Source organism: Streptomyces sp. NBC_00012, assembly GCF_045040875.1.
GTDB lineage: Bacteria > Actinomycetota > Actinomycetes > Streptomycetales > Streptomycetaceae > Streptomyces.
This window is the reverse complement of the sequence record NZ_CP108309.1, coordinates 4,874,925-4,891,633: the sequence shown is the minus strand read 5'-3', so window position 1 is coordinate 4,891,633 and position 16,709 is coordinate 4,874,925. Positions and strand designations below refer to the sequence as shown.

Annotated in this window: 16 protein-coding genes; 7 read left to right on the top strand and 9 right to left on the bottom strand. The window is 70.7% G+C overall.

All coding sequences use genetic code 11. The features are described 5' to 3' along the window. Positions 1–5: 5 nt before the first annotated feature. Both OHA19_RS22505 and OHA19_RS22500 read right to left on the bottom strand, forming a co-directional pair. Entirely contained in the window at positions 6–680 is a 675-nt protein-coding gene (locus OHA19_RS22505; RefSeq protein WP_405713960.1) for an ABC transporter permease, read from the bottom strand. Positions 681–683: 3 nt separating this feature from the next. Continuing rightward, positions 684–1,394, bottom strand: a complete 711-nt coding sequence (locus OHA19_RS22500; RefSeq protein WP_405713962.1) for an ABC transporter permease — start codon at positions 1,392–1,394, stop codon at positions 684–686. Between the two features lie 129 nt (positions 1,395–1,523). On the opposite strand from OHA19_RS22500, the gene OHA19_RS22495 reads away from it, so the two are divergent. Further along, a complete protein-coding gene (locus tag OHA19_RS22495; protein ID WP_405751295.1) occupies positions 1,524–2,711 on the top strand; it encodes an ABC transporter ATP-binding protein in 1,188 nt (395 codons plus the stop codon). Between the two features lie 69 nt (positions 2,712–2,780). Here the strand turns inward: OHA19_RS22495 and OHA19_RS22490 are convergent, their stop codons facing one another. Next, the gene (locus OHA19_RS22490) at positions 2,781–3,905 is read right to left on the bottom strand and encodes an alpha/beta hydrolase (protein ID WP_405713966.1); all 1,125 of its coding nucleotides are present in this window, start codon (positions 3,903–3,905) and stop codon (positions 2,781–2,783) included. A gap of 138 nt (positions 3,906–4,043) precedes the next feature. Here OHA19_RS22490 and OHA19_RS22485 point away from each other — a divergent pair, with 138 nt between their 5' ends. From OHA19_RS22485 to OHA19_RS22460, 6 genes are all read left to right on the top strand, one after another. Continuing rightward, on the top strand, positions 4,044–5,885 hold the full coding sequence (locus tag OHA19_RS22485; RefSeq protein ID WP_405713968.1) for a phosphatidylglycerol lysyltransferase domain-containing protein: 1,842 nt from the start codon (positions 4,044–4,046) through the stop codon (positions 5,883–5,885). 94 nt (positions 5,886–5,979) lie between these two features. Next, complete coding sequence (gene folP, locus OHA19_RS22480; protein ID WP_405721594.1) at positions 5,980–6,777, top strand: dihydropteroate synthase; 798 nt, start codon at positions 5,980–5,982, stop codon at positions 6,775–6,777. Continuing rightward, entirely contained in the window at positions 6,774–7,256 is a 483-nt protein-coding gene (locus tag OHA19_RS22475; RefSeq protein WP_405713970.1) for a nuclear transport factor 2 family protein, read from the top strand. Before folP ends, OHA19_RS22475 begins: the two co-directional genes overlap by 4 nt. A 201-nt stretch (positions 7,257–7,457) precedes the next feature. Beyond that, positions 7,458–7,817: a dihydroneopterin aldolase gene (folB, locus tag OHA19_RS22470; protein ID WP_124719495.1), complete on the top strand. Its 360-nt coding sequence runs from the start codon at positions 7,458–7,460 to the stop codon at positions 7,815–7,817. Further along, positions 7,814–8,425, top strand: coding sequence for a 2-amino-4-hydroxy-6-hydroxymethyldihydropteridine diphosphokinase (gene folK, locus OHA19_RS22465; protein WP_405713972.1), 612 nt, complete (start codon positions 7,814–7,816; stop codon positions 8,423–8,425). Before folB ends, folK begins: the two co-directional genes overlap by 4 nt. 51 nt (positions 8,426–8,476) lie before the next feature. Next, complete coding sequence (locus OHA19_RS22460; protein WP_405713974.1) at positions 8,477–8,959, top strand: DUF3180 domain-containing protein; 483 nt, start codon at positions 8,477–8,479, stop codon at positions 8,957–8,959. 42 nt (positions 8,960–9,001) lie between these two features. On the opposite strand, the gene folE is transcribed toward OHA19_RS22460, so the two are convergent. The 6 genes from folE to dacB all read right to left on the bottom strand — a co-directional run bounded on the left by folE (position 9,002) and on the right by dacB (position 16,660). Then, positions 9,002–9,607 carry a GTP cyclohydrolase I FolE gene (folE, locus tag OHA19_RS22455; RefSeq protein WP_405721596.1) on the bottom strand — a complete coding sequence of 202 codons (606 nt, stop codon included), beginning with the start codon at positions 9,605–9,607 and terminating at the stop codon, positions 9,002–9,004. 153 nt (positions 9,608–9,760) lie between these two features. Continuing rightward, complete coding sequence (ftsH, locus tag OHA19_RS22450; protein ID WP_405751292.1) at positions 9,761–11,791, bottom strand: ATP-dependent zinc metalloprotease FtsH; 2,031 nt, start codon at positions 11,789–11,791, stop codon at positions 9,761–9,763. Between the two features lie 228 nt (positions 11,792–12,019). Further along, positions 12,020–12,559, bottom strand: coding sequence for a hypoxanthine phosphoribosyltransferase (hpt, locus tag OHA19_RS22445; protein WP_072487175.1), 540 nt, complete (start codon positions 12,557–12,559; stop codon positions 12,020–12,022). Positions 12,560–12,658: 99 nt separating this feature from the next. After that, complete coding sequence (tilS, locus tag OHA19_RS22440) at positions 12,659–13,741, bottom strand: tRNA lysidine(34) synthetase TilS (RefSeq protein ID WP_405713978.1); 1,083 nt, start codon at positions 13,739–13,741, stop codon at positions 12,659–12,661. A gap of 200 nt (positions 13,742–13,941) precedes the next feature. Then, a complete protein-coding gene (locus OHA19_RS22435) occupies positions 13,942–15,075 on the bottom strand; it encodes a zinc-dependent metalloprotease (RefSeq protein ID WP_405713980.1) in 1,134 nt (377 codons plus the stop codon). A gap of 49 nt (positions 15,076–15,124) precedes the next feature. Continuing rightward, positions 15,125–16,660, bottom strand: coding sequence for a D-alanyl-D-alanine carboxypeptidase/D-alanyl-D-alanine-endopeptidase (dacB, locus tag OHA19_RS22430; protein WP_405713982.1), 1,536 nt, complete (start codon positions 16,658–16,660; stop codon positions 15,125–15,127). Between the last annotated feature and the right edge of the window lie 49 nt (positions 16,661–16,709).

Below are 16,709 nucleotides of genomic sequence, written 5' to 3'. Positions count from 1 at the left end.
TGCTGTCAGGCCGTCCGGCGACGACGCAGCGGCGACAGCAGCCGGTCCAGGCCCACCAGCACCGCCTCCACCAGCAGCGCGAGCACGGCGACCAGCACCGCCCCCGCGACCACCTGCGGTGTGTTGTACGTGTTGAACCCGGCGGTGATGATCCGGCCGAGGCCGCCCTGGCCGACCATCGCCGCGATCGTCGCCGTGGCGACCACCTGGACCGCGGCGGAGCGCAGCCCGGTCATGATCATCGGGTAGGCCAGCGGCAGCTCGACCCGCACGAAGAGCTGCCGTCCGGACATCCCCATGCCCCGCGCCGCCTCCGTCACCGACCGGTCGACCTCCGTCATCCCGACGTAGGCATTGGTCAGCAGCGGCGGCACGGCGAACAGCACCAGCGCGATGACCGTCGGCACGTATCCGGCGTTGCGCAGGGGCGAGACCATGAAGAGGGCCAGCACCGCGAAGACCGGGACCGCCCGCCCCACGTTGGAGAGGTTGACGGCCAGCGCGCCCCCCTTCCCGATGTGGCCCAGATACAGCGCGACCGGCAGCGCGATCGCGCAGGCCAGGGCGAGCGCGACGCCGCTGACGTACAGATGCTCGACCAAGCGGTGGGCCGCCCCGCTCTCCCCCGACCAGTTGGCGCCGGTGGTGAGCCAGGTCCATGCCTCGCCGAGAACTCCCATGGGTCAGACCGCCTTTGCCACGGTGTCCGCGCCCGCGTGCGCGGCCCGTATTCGGGTCCAGGGGGTCAACAGCCGCTGCACACCGAGCAGCAGCAGATCCGCGACGACCGCGAGCAGTACGCACAGGACCGAGGCGGTGAGCACCTGGGCCTTGAAGAAGCTGGGGAGCGCGTCGCCTATCAGGTTGCCGAGGCCGCCCCTGCCGATGATCGAGCCGACCGTGGTCAGCGCGATCGTCGACACCGTGGCGATCCGCACGCCCGCCATCAACGCGGGCATCGCCAACGGCAGTTCGACCTCCCACAGCAGCCGCACCGGCCCGTACCCCATCCCCTTCGCGGCTTCCTTCGCCTCCTGGGGAACGGCTTCGAGCCCCGCCAGGATGTTCCGCACGAGGATGGTCAGCGAATACAGCACCAGACCGGTGACCACCAGCGCGGCGGAGAGCCCGAACAACGGCAGCAGCAGAGAGAACATCGCGAGCGAGGGCACGGTGTAGAGAACCGTCGTCAGCCCGAGGACCGGTCCGGCGAAACGGCGACTGCGGCGCGCGAGCAGCGCCAGCGGAAAGGCCACCAGGAGTCCGATCGCCACCGAGACCGCGGTGATCCAGATGTGCTGGACCGTCGCATCGGTCAACTCCTGACTGCGGGAACGCAGATACTCCCCGCAGATCCAGTCGTTCGTCACCAGGCAGTTCTGTCCCGCGGCCATAGGTCCCCACCTCCCGGTCACCGCTTCGTACGTATGTCTGGCGACCCTATCCTCGACCACTGACAATCGCGGGAGCCGTTGTATTTCAGCAACACGTCCTTCACAGAACACGCGCCACAATGGGGAACCATGATCCGTTTCGAGCACGTCACCAAGCGGTACGCGGACGGCACCACCGCCGTCGACGACCTTTCCTTCGAGGTCGCCGAGGGTGAACTGGTCACGCTCGTCGGACCGTCGGGGTGCGGCAAGACGACCACCATGAAGATGGTGAACCGGCTGATCGAACCGACCGAGGGGCGGATATTCCTCGACGGGGACGACATATCCGCCATCGACCCCGTCCGGCTGCGCCGCCGTATCGGTTATGTGATCCAGCAGGTGGGGCTCTTCCCGCACCGTACGGTCCTGGAGAACACCGCGACCGTCCCTCATCTCCTGGGCTGGAAACGGGAAAAGGGACGTGAACGCGCGGCAGAACTCCTCGACCTGGTCGGACTTGACCCTTCCGTTTATGGCGACCGCTATCCGGAACAGCTCTCCGGCGGTCAGCGCCAACGCGTCGGCGTGGCAAGGGCACTGGCCGCGGACCCGCCGGTCCTGCTGATGGACGAGCCTTTCGGCGCGGTCGACCCGGTCGTCCGCGAACGGCTGCAGAACGAATTCCGGAAACTTCAGGAACAGGTCCGTAAAACCGTCCTGTTCGTCACGCACGACATCGAGGAAGCCGTCCGGCTCGGCGACCGGATCGCCGTCTACGGACAGGGTTCCATCGAACAGTTCGACTCCCCGGCCACCGTGCTCGGCGCGCCCGCCACCCCCTATGTCGCGGATTTCGTCGGCGCCGACCGCGGCCTCAAGCGGCTCTCCGTCACCCCCATCGAGGAGGGCGACCTCGACCAGCCGCCCGTCGTCCACCTCGACGACTCCCTGGCGAAGGCGACCGAGCGGCTGCGGGCCGAGGGGGCGCGCTGGGCCGTCGTGCTGGACGGCCAGGACAATCTGCACGGCTGGATCCCGGCCGACGGCGCCGGCGCCGGCGCCGGGGGCACGGTGCGCGCGCACGCCCGCCGGATGGAGGCGTGGCTGCCCGTCGGCGCTCCGCTCAAGCAGGCGTTCGCCACCATGCTCCAGCACGACGCGGGCTGGATCGCCGTCATCGACGCGGAGAGCACCGGCCGGTTCCTCGGCGTGCTCACCCCGGCCCGGCTGCACGAGGCGTTGCGCCGCTCGATCGACGCGGACGCCCAGGACGTGCCGCGCGCCGAGGTGGCGGTCGAGACCGTGGAGAGCGTCGGCAAGAGCGCCACCGGGTGAGCCGGGGCCTGGGCCGCCGCCCCGGAGCCGGCCGGGGTCGTCGCCCCCGAGCCGGCCGCACTCCCCGGATCAGTTCTCGCTGAGCCGGCTGCTCATCCAGTCCAGCGCCGAAGGGATCTCCCGCCGCCAGGTGTTGAAGTTGTGCCCGCCGCTGTCGAGCACGATCGAGGAGACCTGGGCGGGCGACTTCACCTTGGAGATGAACCGGCGTGTGGAGCGGTAGTTGCCCTCGCCGTGCCGGGACGTCGTGACCAGGAAGGACGAGTCGGGCTGCTTGGGCAGGTGGTCCAGGGTCCACATCAGATCGGCGCGGTTGCGCGCCTGCTGGTCGCCCTGGAAGAGGTCGCCGGTGGTCGGGTCCTCGGCCGCCTTGTAGTACGCGGAGAGCCCGACGCTCGCGGCGAACCGGTCCGGGTGGTGCAGGCCGATCTTCAGCGCGCAGTAACCACCGGTCGAATTGCCCATGATGCCCCAGTTGTGGGCCAGCTTGCCGACCCGGTACACGTCCGAGACCACGTTCGGCAGATCCTCCGCGAGGAACGTCTCGGTCTGCGGACCGCCCTTTATGTCCACGCACTCGGTGTCCCGCGGCGGTGCCAGCGTCGGCCGCAGCATCACCAGGATCATCGGCTGCGCCCTGCCGGCCTTCACCCGCGCATGCGCCGTCCGCGGATAGTCGAGGCCCTTCAGGAGGTTCTCCGGAATGCCCGGGTAGCCGGTGAGGACGACCACGGCGGGGAACTTCCGGCGCGCGAACGCCGGCTGGAAGTACTCCGGCGGGAGGTAGACGTACGCCGAGGTCTCGATGCCCGACCGTCGTCCCGAGATCACGACCTTGTCGATCCGCCCGCTCTTCACCGGCCGCGAGGCGCCCGGCACGTCCGGCAGCTGCATCCCGACCCGGACGATGTTCTTCGCCGCCAGCGTCCCGGCCGCGTGGTCCGTGACGACGCCCAGGTCCTGCTTCTGGCCGAGCAGGTCGGCCCACGACCCGTAGAAGAGGAAGGAGTTGTTGGCCAGCAGACCGACCGAGGAGAAGACCATCACCTGGGTCGCCAGCAACAGACCGACCCTGCCCAGCACCGCGCGCACGCTGCGGCGGGCCAGCCGGGGCCAGAGCCAGATCGTGGCGGCGAAGAACACCACAGCCAGCCCGATGACCAGGCCGAGGAACACATTGCCGGTAAGACCCATGGGGGTGAGCTTTCTTGTCTGGAAATTTCCGGCTCTCGGGTGAACCCCTGATCCGGAAGCCTCGTCCTACAAGTCGCACATCGTCCGAAGGGCCACGGCCGAAGGACTCAAGAATCTCTCGCGGAACCACGGGAAGCGATGTCTGTCACGCTAGATGGGGATAAATCGGGATCGGTTCCGAGCCCCGTACGCAAGTTCGTGCGCGGTCCGCGCCCCGAAACGGTACCGACGCTGGTCGGTACCGCCTGCACCGTCGTCGGCCTGATCGACGTCGCCGCGGGCGTCTTCCCGCGCTTCCGGCACAGCCGGATGCACACCCTCGCCGAGGTGCTGCCCGGCGCACTCGGGCCGTTCGCCGCCGCGCTCTCGCTGAGCGCGGGCGTCCTGCTGCTGCTGCTCGCCCACGGCCTCAAGCGGCGCAAGCGGCGGGCCTGGCGGGCCGCCGTCGTACTGCTGCCGGCCGGTGCGCTGGCGCAGTTCACCTACCGGCACTCGGTCATCGGCACGCTCGTCTCGCTGGTGCTCTGCCTGCTGCTGGTCCGCAACCGCGGCGAGTTCGCCGCGCTCCCGGACCCCAGGAGCCGCTGGCGGGCGCTGGCCAACTTCGTGCTCCTCGGTGCCGGTTCGCTGGCCCTCGGACTCGTCGTCGTCAGCGCGCACCCCGGCAGGGTGGTCGGGAGCCCCAGCGTCGCCGACCGGCTCCAGCACGTGCTGTACGGGATGGTCGGCTTCGAGGGGCCCGTCGAGTACGCCGGCGACACCTCCTGGACGGTGGCGTACTCCCTCGGCGCCCTCGGCCTGCTGACCGCCGTCACCACCATCTACCTCGCCTTCCGCCCCGAGCACCCGGCCGCCCGCCTCACCGAGGACGACGAGGTCCGGCTGCGCGCCCTGCTGGAGAAGCACGGCGGCCGCGACTCGCTCGGCCACTTCGCGCTCCGCCGTGACAAGGGCGTCGTCTTCTCCCCCAGCGGCAAGGCCGCCGTCTGCTACCGCGTGGTGTCCGGGGTGATGCTGGCCAGCGGCGACCCGATCGGCGACGTGGAGGCCTGGCCGGGCGCCATCGAACGGTTCATGGACGAGGCCAGGGCCCACTCCTGGACCCCGGCCGTGATGGGCTGCAGCGAGACCGGCGGCGAGGTCTGGACCCGCGAGACCGGGCTCGACGCCCTGGAATTGGGCGACGAGGCGGTGGTGGATGTCGCGGATTTCTCGCTCGCCGGGCGCGCGATGCGCAACGTACGCCAGATGGTGAAGCGCATTGAACGCCTCGGCTACGAGACCCGGGTCCGGCGCGTGAGCGACATCGGCGAGGACGAACTCGCCCGCATCCGCCGGGCCGCCGACGACTGGCGCGGCACCGACAACGAACGCGGCTTCTCCATGGCGCTCGGCCGGATCGGCGACCCGGCCGACGGCGACTGCGTCATCGCCACCGCCCACAAGGCCGACGAGCACACCGGCGACTCCCCCTACGGCGACCTGAAGGCCGTGCTCCACTTCGTCCCGTGGGGCCACGACGGCATGTCCCTCGACCTCATGCGCCGCGACCGCGCCGCCGACCCAGGCATGAACGAACTGCTGATCGTCGCCGCCCTCCAGGCCGCCCCCCAGCTCTCGGTCGGACGCGTATCGCTGAACTTCGCGATGTTCCGCTCGGCACTCGCCCGGGGCGAGAAGCTCGGCGCCGGACCGGTGCTGCGGACCTGGCGCGGACTGCTGATCTTCCTGTCGCGCTGGTTCCAGATCGAGTCGCTGTACAAGTTCAACGCGAAGTTCCGCCCCCGCTGGGAGCCCCGCTTCGTCGTATACCGCACCGCCCGCGACCTGCCCCGCATCTCCCTCGCGGCCATGCAGGCGGAGGGCTTCGTGAACCTCGCCCTCCCCCGCCCCTTCGCCCGCCGCTTCCCGGCCCCCCGGCCACGCCCCTGCGCCCACACCTCGGCGCCGGACCGGGAGCACCACGCGCGCGCGGCGTAGCTCCGCACCGCACGGGGCCTACGCTGGTCGCATGAGTACGTTGCGTGGACGAGGCACGGTCCAGGGCCTGCCGGAGTGGGACCGCTGCGCGGTCATGGGTGTCGTGAACGTGACCCCGGACTCCTTCTCCGACGGAGGCCGCTGGTTCGACACCACGGCCGCGGTCAAACACGGCCTCGACCTGGTCGCCCGGGGCGCCGACCTGATCGACGTCGGCGGCGAGTCGACCCGCCCCGGCGCCAGCCGGGTCGACGCGTCGGAGGAGCTGCGACGCGTGGTCCCGGTGGTCAAGGGGCTGGCGTCCGAAGGGGTCACGGTCTCCGTGGACACCATGCGGGCCCGGGTCGCCGAGGAAGCGGTCGCAGCCGGAGCCGTCCTGGTCAACGACGTGAGCGGCGGCCTCGCCGACCCCGATATGGTCCGCGTCGTCGCCGCGGCCGGCGCCCCCTTCGTGGTGATGCACTGGCGCGGCTTCAGCGAGTCCATGAACAGCCGGGCGGTGTACGGGGACGTCGTCGCCGAGGTCGCAGCCGAGCTCCGGGAGCGGATGGACGCCGTGGTCGCGGGCGGCATCGCCCCGGAACGGATCGTGATCGACCCCGGTCTCGGCTTCGCCAAGGACGCCGCCCACGACCTCGCCCTGGTCGCCCACCTCGACGAGCTGCGCGCCCTGGGCCGCCCGCTGCTGGTCGCCGCCTCCCGCAAACGTTTCCTCGGCCACGTACTGGCCGGCGAGGGCGCCGCACCGCCGCCCGCCCGCGAACGCGACGCCGCCACCGCGGCGATCTCCGCGCTCTCCGCCCACGCGGGCGCCTGGGCCGTCCGGGTCCACGAGGTACGGGCCACGGCCGACGCCGTACGGGTCGCCCGCGCCGTCGAGGGCGCCGCGTGAGCGGGCCCCGCGACGAGCACGCGGAGGCGGCCGCCGACATCGCGGCCGTCGAGCGGGCCAACACCACCTTCTACGAGGCGATGGAGCGCGGCGACCTCGAGGAGCTCTCCGGGCTCTGGCTGCCGGGCGAGGACCTCACCGTCTCCTGCGTGCACCCGGGCTGGCCGGTGCTGAGCGGCCGCGGCGAGGTGCTGCGCAGTTACGCGCTGATCATGGCGAACACCGAGTACATCCAGTTCTTCCTGACCGACGTCGGGGTCTCGATGACCGGCGACACGGCCCTGGTGACCTGCACGGAGAACATCCTCAGCGGCGGCCCGGCGGAGAACGGCAACGCGCTCGGCCCGCTGGTCGGACAACTCGTCGTGGCCACCAATGTGTTCCGGCGCACACCCGACGGCTGGAAGATCTGGTCCCACCACGGATCGCCCGTACTGACCGAAACCGGTGAGGAAGAGGACGAAGAGACACCCTCCTGACCTGCTGATCGGGCGGCCGCGTCCCCGAACGGGGTTGGAACGGGGCAGTGCGGGTATACGCGGCTACCAGTCCGTGAGGCCGCGACCACGGCCCCCGCGGGCGAGCACTGTCGGTGCTCGCAGGTAGATTCGAAAGAGAGCACCTCGCCGTCCGCACGCGGCCCCGTGTCTCTACGACCAACGACAGCAGGAGTGATTCGCGTGGATCGTGTCGCGCTGCGCGGCCTCAAGGCCCGTGGGCACCATGGCGTCTTTCCCAAGGAGCGGGAAGAGGGCCAGACCTTCATCGTGGACCTGGTGCTCGGCCTGGACACCCGCCCCGCGGCAGCCTCCGACGACTTGACGAAGACCGTGCACTACGGCGTCGTCGCGGAGGAGGTCGTCGAAGTGGTGCAGGGTGACCCCGTCGACCTGATCGAAACGCTCGCGGAGCGCATCGCCCAGCAGTGCCTCAAGCACGAAGGAGTCGAGGAGGTGGAGGTCGTGGTGCACAAGCCGGATGCGCCGATCACCGTCCCCTTCGACGATGTGACCATCACCATCACCCGGAGCCGAGTATGACTGCGTTTTCCACCGAAGGGCAGAGCGACCCGACCGTCCAGCCGGTGCCCGCCTCCGTGGTCGAGCAGGTGGACGCGGCGGATGTCACCCTCTCCAACCCCAAGCGCGCCGTGATCTCCCTGGGCTCCAACCTCGGCAACCGCCTGGAGACCCTCCAGGGCGCCATCGACGCCCTGGAGGACACCCCCGGCCTGCGGGTCAAAGCGGTCTCCCCGGTGTACGAGACGGAGCCCTGGGGCGTCGCGCCCGGTTCCCAGCCCTCGTACTTCAACGCGGTGATCGTCGTGAAGACGACGCTCCCCCCGTCCTCCCTCCTGGAGCGCGGTCAGGCCATCGAGGAGGCCTTCGACCGTGTCCGCGAGGAGCGCTGGGGCCCTCGCACCATCGACGTCGACATCGTGGCCTACTCGGACGTCGTCTCCGACGACCCGGTGCTCACCCTCCCCCACCCCCGGGCCCATGCGCGGGCCTTCGTCCTCGCCCCGTGGCACGATGTCGACCCCGAGGCCCAGCTGCCCGGTGCCGGCCCCGTCGCGGAGCTGCTGGCCGGAGTCGGCCGGGACGGCGTGCTGCCCCGGGCCGATCTGGAACTCCGCCTGCCCGAGTAGTCGTTAGGCTCGACGGAAACTGACCACTGGCGGCGAAGGGCGGATCACTCGGTGAAGCAACTCAGGCTCGGGGTACTGGCTGGCCTCTTCGCCGCGGCCGGGGTGCTCTCCTGGGGCGGTGCCCGCCTCTGGGACGCCCTGGGCAGCCTGCCGAGCGTTCCCCTCGCCGCGCCGATCGTGCTCGCGGTGATCGCCGTCATCCTGCTCGCGACGGCACTCTCCGTCCGTTCCCGGCTGCGCGCCCAGCGCGAGCGCCGGCCGGGAGCCAAGGGCATCGAGCCGCTGATGGCCGCCCGTGCGGTCGTCTTCGGCCAGGCCAGCGCTCTGGTCTCCGCCCTGGTCTCCGGCATGTACGGCGGCGTCGGCGTCTTCCTGCTCGGCTCCCTCGACATCCCGGCCCGCCGCGACCAGGCCATCTACGCGGGCTTCGCCGTCCTGGCGGGCATCGCCGTGATCGCCGCGGCCCTCTGGCTGGAGCGCATCTGCAAGCTCCCGGAGGACGAGGACAACGACCGGAGCTCGGCGGCCGCGTAGGGGCACCGAGCTCCGGTCGGGTACGGCTGCGCCGGAGTCCGGTCAGCGCGCCATGATCAGGCTCATCGCCTCGGCACGCGTCGCGGGGTCACGGAGCTGTCCGCGCACTGCCGAGGTCAGCGTCTTCGCCCCCGGCTTGCGGATCCCGCGCATCGACATGCACATGTGCTCGCACTCGACGACGACGATGACCCCGCGCGGCTCCAGGATCTCCATCAGGGAATCGGCGATCTGCGTGGTCAGCCGCTCCTGGACCTGCGGGCGGCGGGCGTAGACGTCGACCAGCCGGGCCAGCTTGGAAAGACCGGTGATCTTGCCGGTGGTGGCCGGAATGTACCCGACGTGCGCGACGCCCCTGAACGGCACCAGGTGATGTTCGCAGGTACTGAACACTTCGATGTCCTTGACCAGCACCATCTCGTCGTGACCGAGGTCGAACGTGGTCGTCAGGACATCCTCGGGCTCCTGGTGGAGGCCGGCGAATATCTCCTTGTACGCCCGCGCGACCCGTCCGGGCGTCTCGCGCAGTCCCTCGCGGTCCGGGTCCTCACCCACCGCGATGAGAAGTTCGCGTACGGCGGCCTCAGCCCGCTTCTCGTCGAAGTCGCCGATCGAACCCTGGCCGTCCAGCGTCACCGGGTCGGTCATCTGTGCCTCGTTCCTCTGAGCTGTCACCCGCGCCGTACCTCCGCACGGCCGTACGAAAGAGCCGCGCCCCCACAGGCTAGAACCTGCGGGGGCGCGGCTTCCATTCCGGGCCCGGTGCGACCCCCGTGAAAGGGACCACACCGGGGAACGGGATCAGCTCTCGGGCCGGTCCTCCGGGACTGCCTCGGTGGCCGGGACGGTGTCCGTGGGGACGGCCGAGCCGTTCGCCGTGGTGGCGCCGTTGGTGAGGGCGAGCTCCTTCGGCGAGAGCACCGGCGGCCGCGTCGACGGGGTGCGTCGGGCGGAACCGGTCCATGCCGGACGGGACGGGCGCTTCACGATCGGGGCGAAGATCTCGGCGATCTCCTCCTTGCCGAGCGTCTCCTTCTCGAGGAGCTGGAGAACCAGGGCGTCCAGCACGTCGCGGTTCTCGACGAGGATCTCCCACGCATCGTTGTGGGCGGTCTCGATGAGCTTCTTGACCTCCTCGTCGACGAGGGCCGCGACCTCTTCCGAGTAGTCGCGCTGGTGGCCCATCTCCCGGCCCACGAAGGGCTCGGTGTTGTCGCCGCCGAACTTGATCGCGCCGAGCCGCTCCGTCATGCCGTACTGCGTGACCATCGCGCGGGCCGTTGCCGTGGCCTTCTCGATGTCATTGGCGGCGCCGGTGGTCGGGTCGTGGAAGACCAGCTCCTCGGCCGCGCGCCCGCCCAGCATGTAGGCCAGCTGGTCGAGCATCTCGTTGCGCGTCGTGGAGTACTTGTCCTCCTCCGGGAGCACCATCGTGTAACCGAGGGCGCGGCCGCGGGAGAGGATCGTGATCTTGTGGACCGGGTCCGCCTGGGGGGAAGCCGCCGCGACCAGGGCGTGTCCGCCCTCGTGGTACGCGGTGATCTTCTTCTCCTTCTCGGACATGATCCGGGTCCGCTTCTGCGGGCCCGCCACGACGCGGTCGATGGCCTCGTCGAGCATCTTGTTGTCGATCAGCTTCAGATCGGCGCGCGCCGTGAGGAGCGCCGCTTCGTTCAGCACGTTCGACAGGTCGGCACCGGTGAAGCCGGGCGTACGACGGGCGACGGCGCCGAGGTCGACGTCCTTCGCGACCGGCTTGCCCTTCTGGTGCACCTTGAGGATCTCCAGCCGGCCCTGCATGTCCGGCCGGTCGACCGCGATCTGCCGGTCGAAACGGCCCGGGCGCAGCAGCGCCGGGTCGAGGATGTCCGGCCGGTTCGTGGCGGCGATCAGGATGACGCCGCCCTTCACGTCGAAGCCGTCCATCTCGACGAGCAGCTGGTTCAGCGTCTGCTCGCGCTCGTCGTGTCCGCCGCCCATTCCGGCACCACGGTGCCGGCCGACGGCGTCGATCTCGTCGACGAAGACGATCGCCGGGGCGTTCGCCTTGGCCTGCTCGAAGAGGTCACGGACCCGGCTGGCACCGACACCGACGAACATCTCGACGAAGTCGGAACCGGAGATCGAGTAGAACGGGACGCCCGCCTCGCCGGCGACGGCGCGTGCGAGCAGCGTCTTGCCCGTACCGGGAGGCCCGTACAGCAGGACACCCTTGGGGATCTTCGCGCCGACGGCCTGGAACTTCGCCGGCTCCTGGAGGAACTCCTTGATCTCCTGGAGCTCCTCGACGGCCTCGTCCGACCCCGCCACATCGGCGAACGTCGTCTTCGGGGTGTCCTTGGTGATCAGCTTGGCCTTGGACTTCCCGAACTGCATGACCCGGGAGCCGCCGCCCTGCATCTGATTCATCAGGAACAGGAAGACGACGACGATCAGGACGAAGGGCAGCAGCGAGAGGAGGATCGAGATGAACGGGGACTGCTTCGACGGCGAGACCGTGTAGCCCTTGTCGATCGCGCCGCTCTCGAACTTCTTCTGCAGCGAGTCGGCCAGCTGAACGCCCTGGTCGCCGATGTAGCTCGCCTGGAACTTGGTCCCGGACTCGCCCGAAAGCTCCTGGCCCTTCTTCAACTCGATCTTGATGATCTGTTCGTCACCGGTGGTCAGCTTGGCCTGCGCCACCTGGTCCTTGCTGATCGCCTGGATCACCTTGCCGGTGTCCACCGATTTGTAGCCGCCCGACGAGCCGACGACTGTCATCAACACGACCACGGCGAGGACGGCCAGCACGATCCACATGACCGGCCCACGGAAGTATCGCTTCACGTCCATCCATACGGGGCGAAAACGCCCCGTCCCTCCTGCCCGTAGGTAAATGCTGCTGTGAGAAAAGACTGTTCTTCGGACGGTACCCCAGCATTGTCACCCGCGACCGCCGGGGACGTCTGTCAAAACCTGCCTTCGAATGCTCAACGGCGGGAATCCCTTGAAAGGTTCCCCGCCGCCGGCTCCGGTCCCTCCGGGCACCGCCAGGTCCGGGCGTAGGGCCCCGGGCGGAGGTCAGCCGCCGTAGACGTGCGGGGCGAGCGTGCCGACGAAGGGGAGGTTGCGGTACTTCTCGGCGTAGTCGAGTCCGTAGCCGACGACGAATTCGTTGGGAATGTCGAAACCGACCCACTTGCAGTCGAGCGCGACCTTGGCCGCGTCCGGCTTGCGCAGGAGGGTGCAGATCTCCAGGGAGGCGGGCTCGCGCGAGCCGAGGTTCGACATCAGCCACGACAGGGTCAGACCCGAGTCGATGATGTCCTCGACGATCAGGACGTGCTTGCCCTTGATGTCGGTGTCCAGGTCCTTCAGGATCCGGACCACTCCGGAGGACTGGGTGCCGGCGCCGTACGACGAGACGGCCATCCAGTCCATGGTGACGGGGGTGGACAGCGCGCGCGCCAGGTCCGCCATCACCATCACTGCGCCCTTGAGGACGCCGACGATGAGCAGGTCCTTGCCCGCGTACTCCGCGTCGATCTTCGCGGCCAGCTCGACGAGCTTCGCGTCGATCTCTTCCTTGGTGAGGAGCACCGACTGAAGGTCGGTGCCCATGTCCTTCTCGTTCACCCGCGTCTCTTTCTCTGCCTGCCGGGTCCGGGGTGTTGCCCCGCACCTGCTCGGCCGCTCGCCTGCGTGTCAGCCGCTTGTGCTTCAGCTCTGCCGAATGACCAGTCTGCCACCCTGCCGCATGGCTTCGACCCGGCCGGGCAGGTTGATGGCCCGCTGGCCGCGCCAGCCGGTGATCAGACGGTCGACTTCCTCGATGTGCCGGGCGAAGAGCGAACCGGCCGGGGAACCGGCCTCCATGGCGGCCCGGCGCAGGACCCGGCGGCGTACGGCGGGCGGCAGCGCGTACAGCTTGGCGCACTCCAGACGGCCCGCGTCGTCCCGTGCGGCGCGGTCGGCCTCGGCGGCCCAGGTGTCCAGCGCGTCGGCATCGTCGCGGGAGAGCTGCGCGGTACGGGCCAGGGCCTCGACGACCCCTTTGCCCAGCGCCTTCTCCAGGGCGGGCAGGCCCTCGTGGCGCAGCCGGGAGCGGGTGTAGGCGGGGTCGATGTTGTGCGGGTCGTCCCAGACGGGCAGGGACTGGACGAGGCAGGCCTTGCGGGCGGTCTGCCGGTCGAGCTGGAGGAAGGGGCGGCGGTAGCGGCCGGCCGGCCCGGACGCGGCGGCCATGCCGGAGAGCGAGCGGATGCCGGAGCCGCGGGCGAGGCCGAGCAGCACCGTCTCCGCCTGGTCGTCACGGGTGTGCCCGAGCAGGACGGCGGCGGCGCCGTGCCGCTCGGCCGCCGCGTCCAGGGCGGCGTAGCGGGCGTCCCGGGCCGCGGCCTCGGGGCCGCCGTCGTGGCCGACCCGCACGGCGACGGACTCGACCGGGTCGAGGTGCATCGCGGTGAGGCGGTCGACGACCTCGGCGGCCCGGGTGTCGGAGCCGTCCTGGAGGCCGTGGTCGACGGTGATTCCGCCGGCCCGGACGGCGAGTTTGGGGGCCTCGAAGGCGAGGGCCGAGGCGAGGGCCATGGAGTCGGCGCCGCCGGAGCACGCCACCAGCACCAGCGGGGTGTCGGGACGCTCGGGGAGTGCGGCGCGCTGCCTGCCCGCACCGGCTTCGGCGAGCTCGGGGTGCGGGGTGCGCCGGGTGAGGTCGGCGCTTCGGATGTGCTCGGTGAGTACGTCGTGGAGTACGCGGCGGACCGCCAGGCGTATCGCCGCGACCGCAGGATGGGGACCCATGTCCGGTGCCCTTCGTGGAGTTCGGTGAGGTGCCTCGAAGTGGCGGACGAAAAAAGAGTGCCGTCACTCAGAGTGCGTCGATGGTGACAGAGGCAAGCCGTCCACCGAGCATTGCACGCCTTCCCATGCCCCTACGGTCCCTCGGATGGGTGATTACCGGCGCGTTCTCATCCTGCCGTCCGCCGTCGGACCGGCCATGATCAGGACTCTGCCTTACGGTGCACCCTCGCGATCCAGTCGGCAGGCTTCGCGATCTCCGCCTTGGTGGGCAGGGTGTTCGGCGAGGTCCAGACCCGGTTGAAGCCGTCCATGCCGACCTCGTCGACCACGGCTCGGACGAACCGTTCGCCGTCGCGGTACTGGCGCAGCTTGGCGTCGAGGCCGAGGAGCTTGCGCAGCGCCTGGTCGAGGCGGCCGGCGCCGCGCGCCCGGCGCTGCTGGAACTTCTCCCGGATCTCGCCGACGGAGGAGACCACCTCGGGGCCGACGCCGTCCATCACGTAGTCGGCATGGCCTTCGAGCAGGGACATCACGGCGGTGAGCCGGCCGAGGATCTCTCGCTGGGAGGGCGTCTGGACGAGTTCGACCAGGCTGCGGCCGCCGTCCTCGCCGTCCTCGCCCTCGGGGCGCCCCCCGGCCAGGGACTGGGCGGCCTCGCGGAGCCGTTCCAGCACGGTCATCGGGTCGATGTCGGTCTCGTCGAGGAATGACTGGATCTCGCCCTGCAGATGGTCGCGGAGCCAGGGCACCGCGGTGAACTGGGTGCGGTGGGTCTCCTCATGGAGCGCGACCCAGAGCCGGAAGTCGTGCGGGTCGACCTCCAGTTCACGCTCGACGTGGACGATGTTCGGGGCGACGAGCAGCAGCCTGCCGCCGCCGTCGGCCGAGGCCGGGAGCTCTCGGGTGGCCGGGGCGAACGTCTCGTACTGGCCGAGGACCCGGGAGGCCAGGAACGACAGCAGCATGCCGACCTCGACGCCGGTGACCTTGCCGCCGACGGCGCCGAGCACCGCGCCGCCGGGGCCGCCCGCGCGGCGGTCCTGCATCTTCCCGAGCAGCGGGCGGAGCAGCTCGCGGAAGCCCGCGGCATTGGCCTTGATCCAGCCGGCCCGGTCCACGACCAGGACCGGGGTGTCCTCGGGTTCGGTCCCCTCCGGGATCATCCGGGTGAAGGAACGGACGTGTTCCTCCGCGGCCTTGGCATGCCGGCGCAGCTCCGCGACGACCTCGCGGGCCTCCTCGCGGCTGATCTCCGGCCCCGGCCGGACAAGTCGGGTCGCGGTCGCGACCGCGAGATTCCAGTCGACCATCTCTGCACCACCGATGCTCGTCATGGGCCAACCGTACGTGCTCGGGTCCGTCCGCGGCGGGGTGTTGACCGGCTCAATGGGGGCGGGAGGCGAGGGCGGTGGCGAGAGCGTCGAGGGCGGACTGGGCGTCGGAGGGGGAGGTGGTGCCGGATGCCAGGAAGGCGAAGGCGAGCAGCCGGCCCTGCCGGTCGACGACCGTTCCCGCGAGGGTGTTCACGCCGGTGAGGGTGCCGGTCTTGGCGCGGATCAGGCCGGTGCCCCCGGACTTCCCGGCGAAGCGGTCGCTGAGCGTGCCGCTGAATCCGGCCACCGGGAGGCCGGTGAGGACCGGGCGCAGTTCGGGGTGGTCCGGGTCGGCCGCGCGGGCGAGGAGGCCGGCCAGCAGTCCGGCGGTGACCTTGTCCTTGCGGTTCAGTCCGCTGCCGTCGGCGAGGTCCGCACCGGTCAGCGGCAGGCGGAGCTTCCTGAGCTGTGCGGTGACGGCCCGCCGGCCGCCCGCGAAGTCGGCCGGTTCGCCCGCGGCGAGGGCGGTCTGCCTGGCGAGTGCCTCGGCGATGTCGTTGTCGCTGTTGGTCAGGGCCCGTTCGACCAGGGCGGAGAGCGGGACGGAGCGGTGTTCGGCGACCTTCCGGGACCCGGCGGCCGGGCGGCCGCGCTTCGGCTGCGCCGCGGTGGCGATCCCGGCGTCGTCGAGGAGCTTGGCGAAGGTACGGGCGGTGTCCGCGGCCGGGTCGTCGCTGCGCGGGGCGGGTCCGCTGTCGGTGCTGTCGAGCCTGCCCTCGTCGGTCATCAGGGCGCTGACGGGCGCGATGTTCTCGTTGGGGCCGATCGGGTGCCGGGCGGGCCCGGAGTAGCGGGAGGTGTCGTACGTGAGGCGGGCCCTGTCGACGCCGCGGTCCTTCAGTGCGCGGGCGGTGTCGGTGGCCAGCCCGCGCAGGGCCGCCTTGTCGAGGGTGGGATCGCCGCCGCCGACCAGGGTGAGGCTTCTCAGATCGGCGGACGCCCGGACCTCGGTGGCGATGCGGTGGTCGGGGCCGAGTGCACTCAGGGCGGCGACCGCGGTGGCGATCTTGACGGTGGAGGCGGGCGTCATGGGGGTGCCGGCGCCCTGGCCGTACAGCCGCTCGCCGCTGGCGGTGTCGATGACGACGGCGGCGCGCCGGTCGCCCAGGGCGGGGTCCTTCAGCAGCGGGCCGAGGGCGGCGCGGAGGGCGGCGGCTGCGCCGTTCGGAGCGGTGCGGGCGTCCGGGGCGGAGTTGTCGACGGCGGCGGAGAGCGCCGCCAGGACGGCCGGGGCGCTGGGTGCGGGGGCCGGTCCGGACGGTGCGGCGGGCTCGTGATGTGCGCCACCTGTACGGTTCCGGGCGGCGGCCAGGTCGATCTCGGCCTTACGCTGACCCGAGTCCCAGGGGCCGGCGGCAAGGACGGCGCCGGCTGCGAGCGCCAGGCCGAGGCCGGCGGAGACGGCGGTGAACTGCCGGTCGTTCAGTCCCTTCAGCCTGCTCACGGCGGCCCGGAGGGGGAGCCTGCTCAGCTTGTCCAGCGGGTTGACCGACGGTCTTTTCACCGGCTCGTCCACCGTTGACCAGCCCCTTTCGCGAGCACACATCTGCGTGGGGGACACTTAATCACCAGTCGTATGTGTTGATCATGGAGGA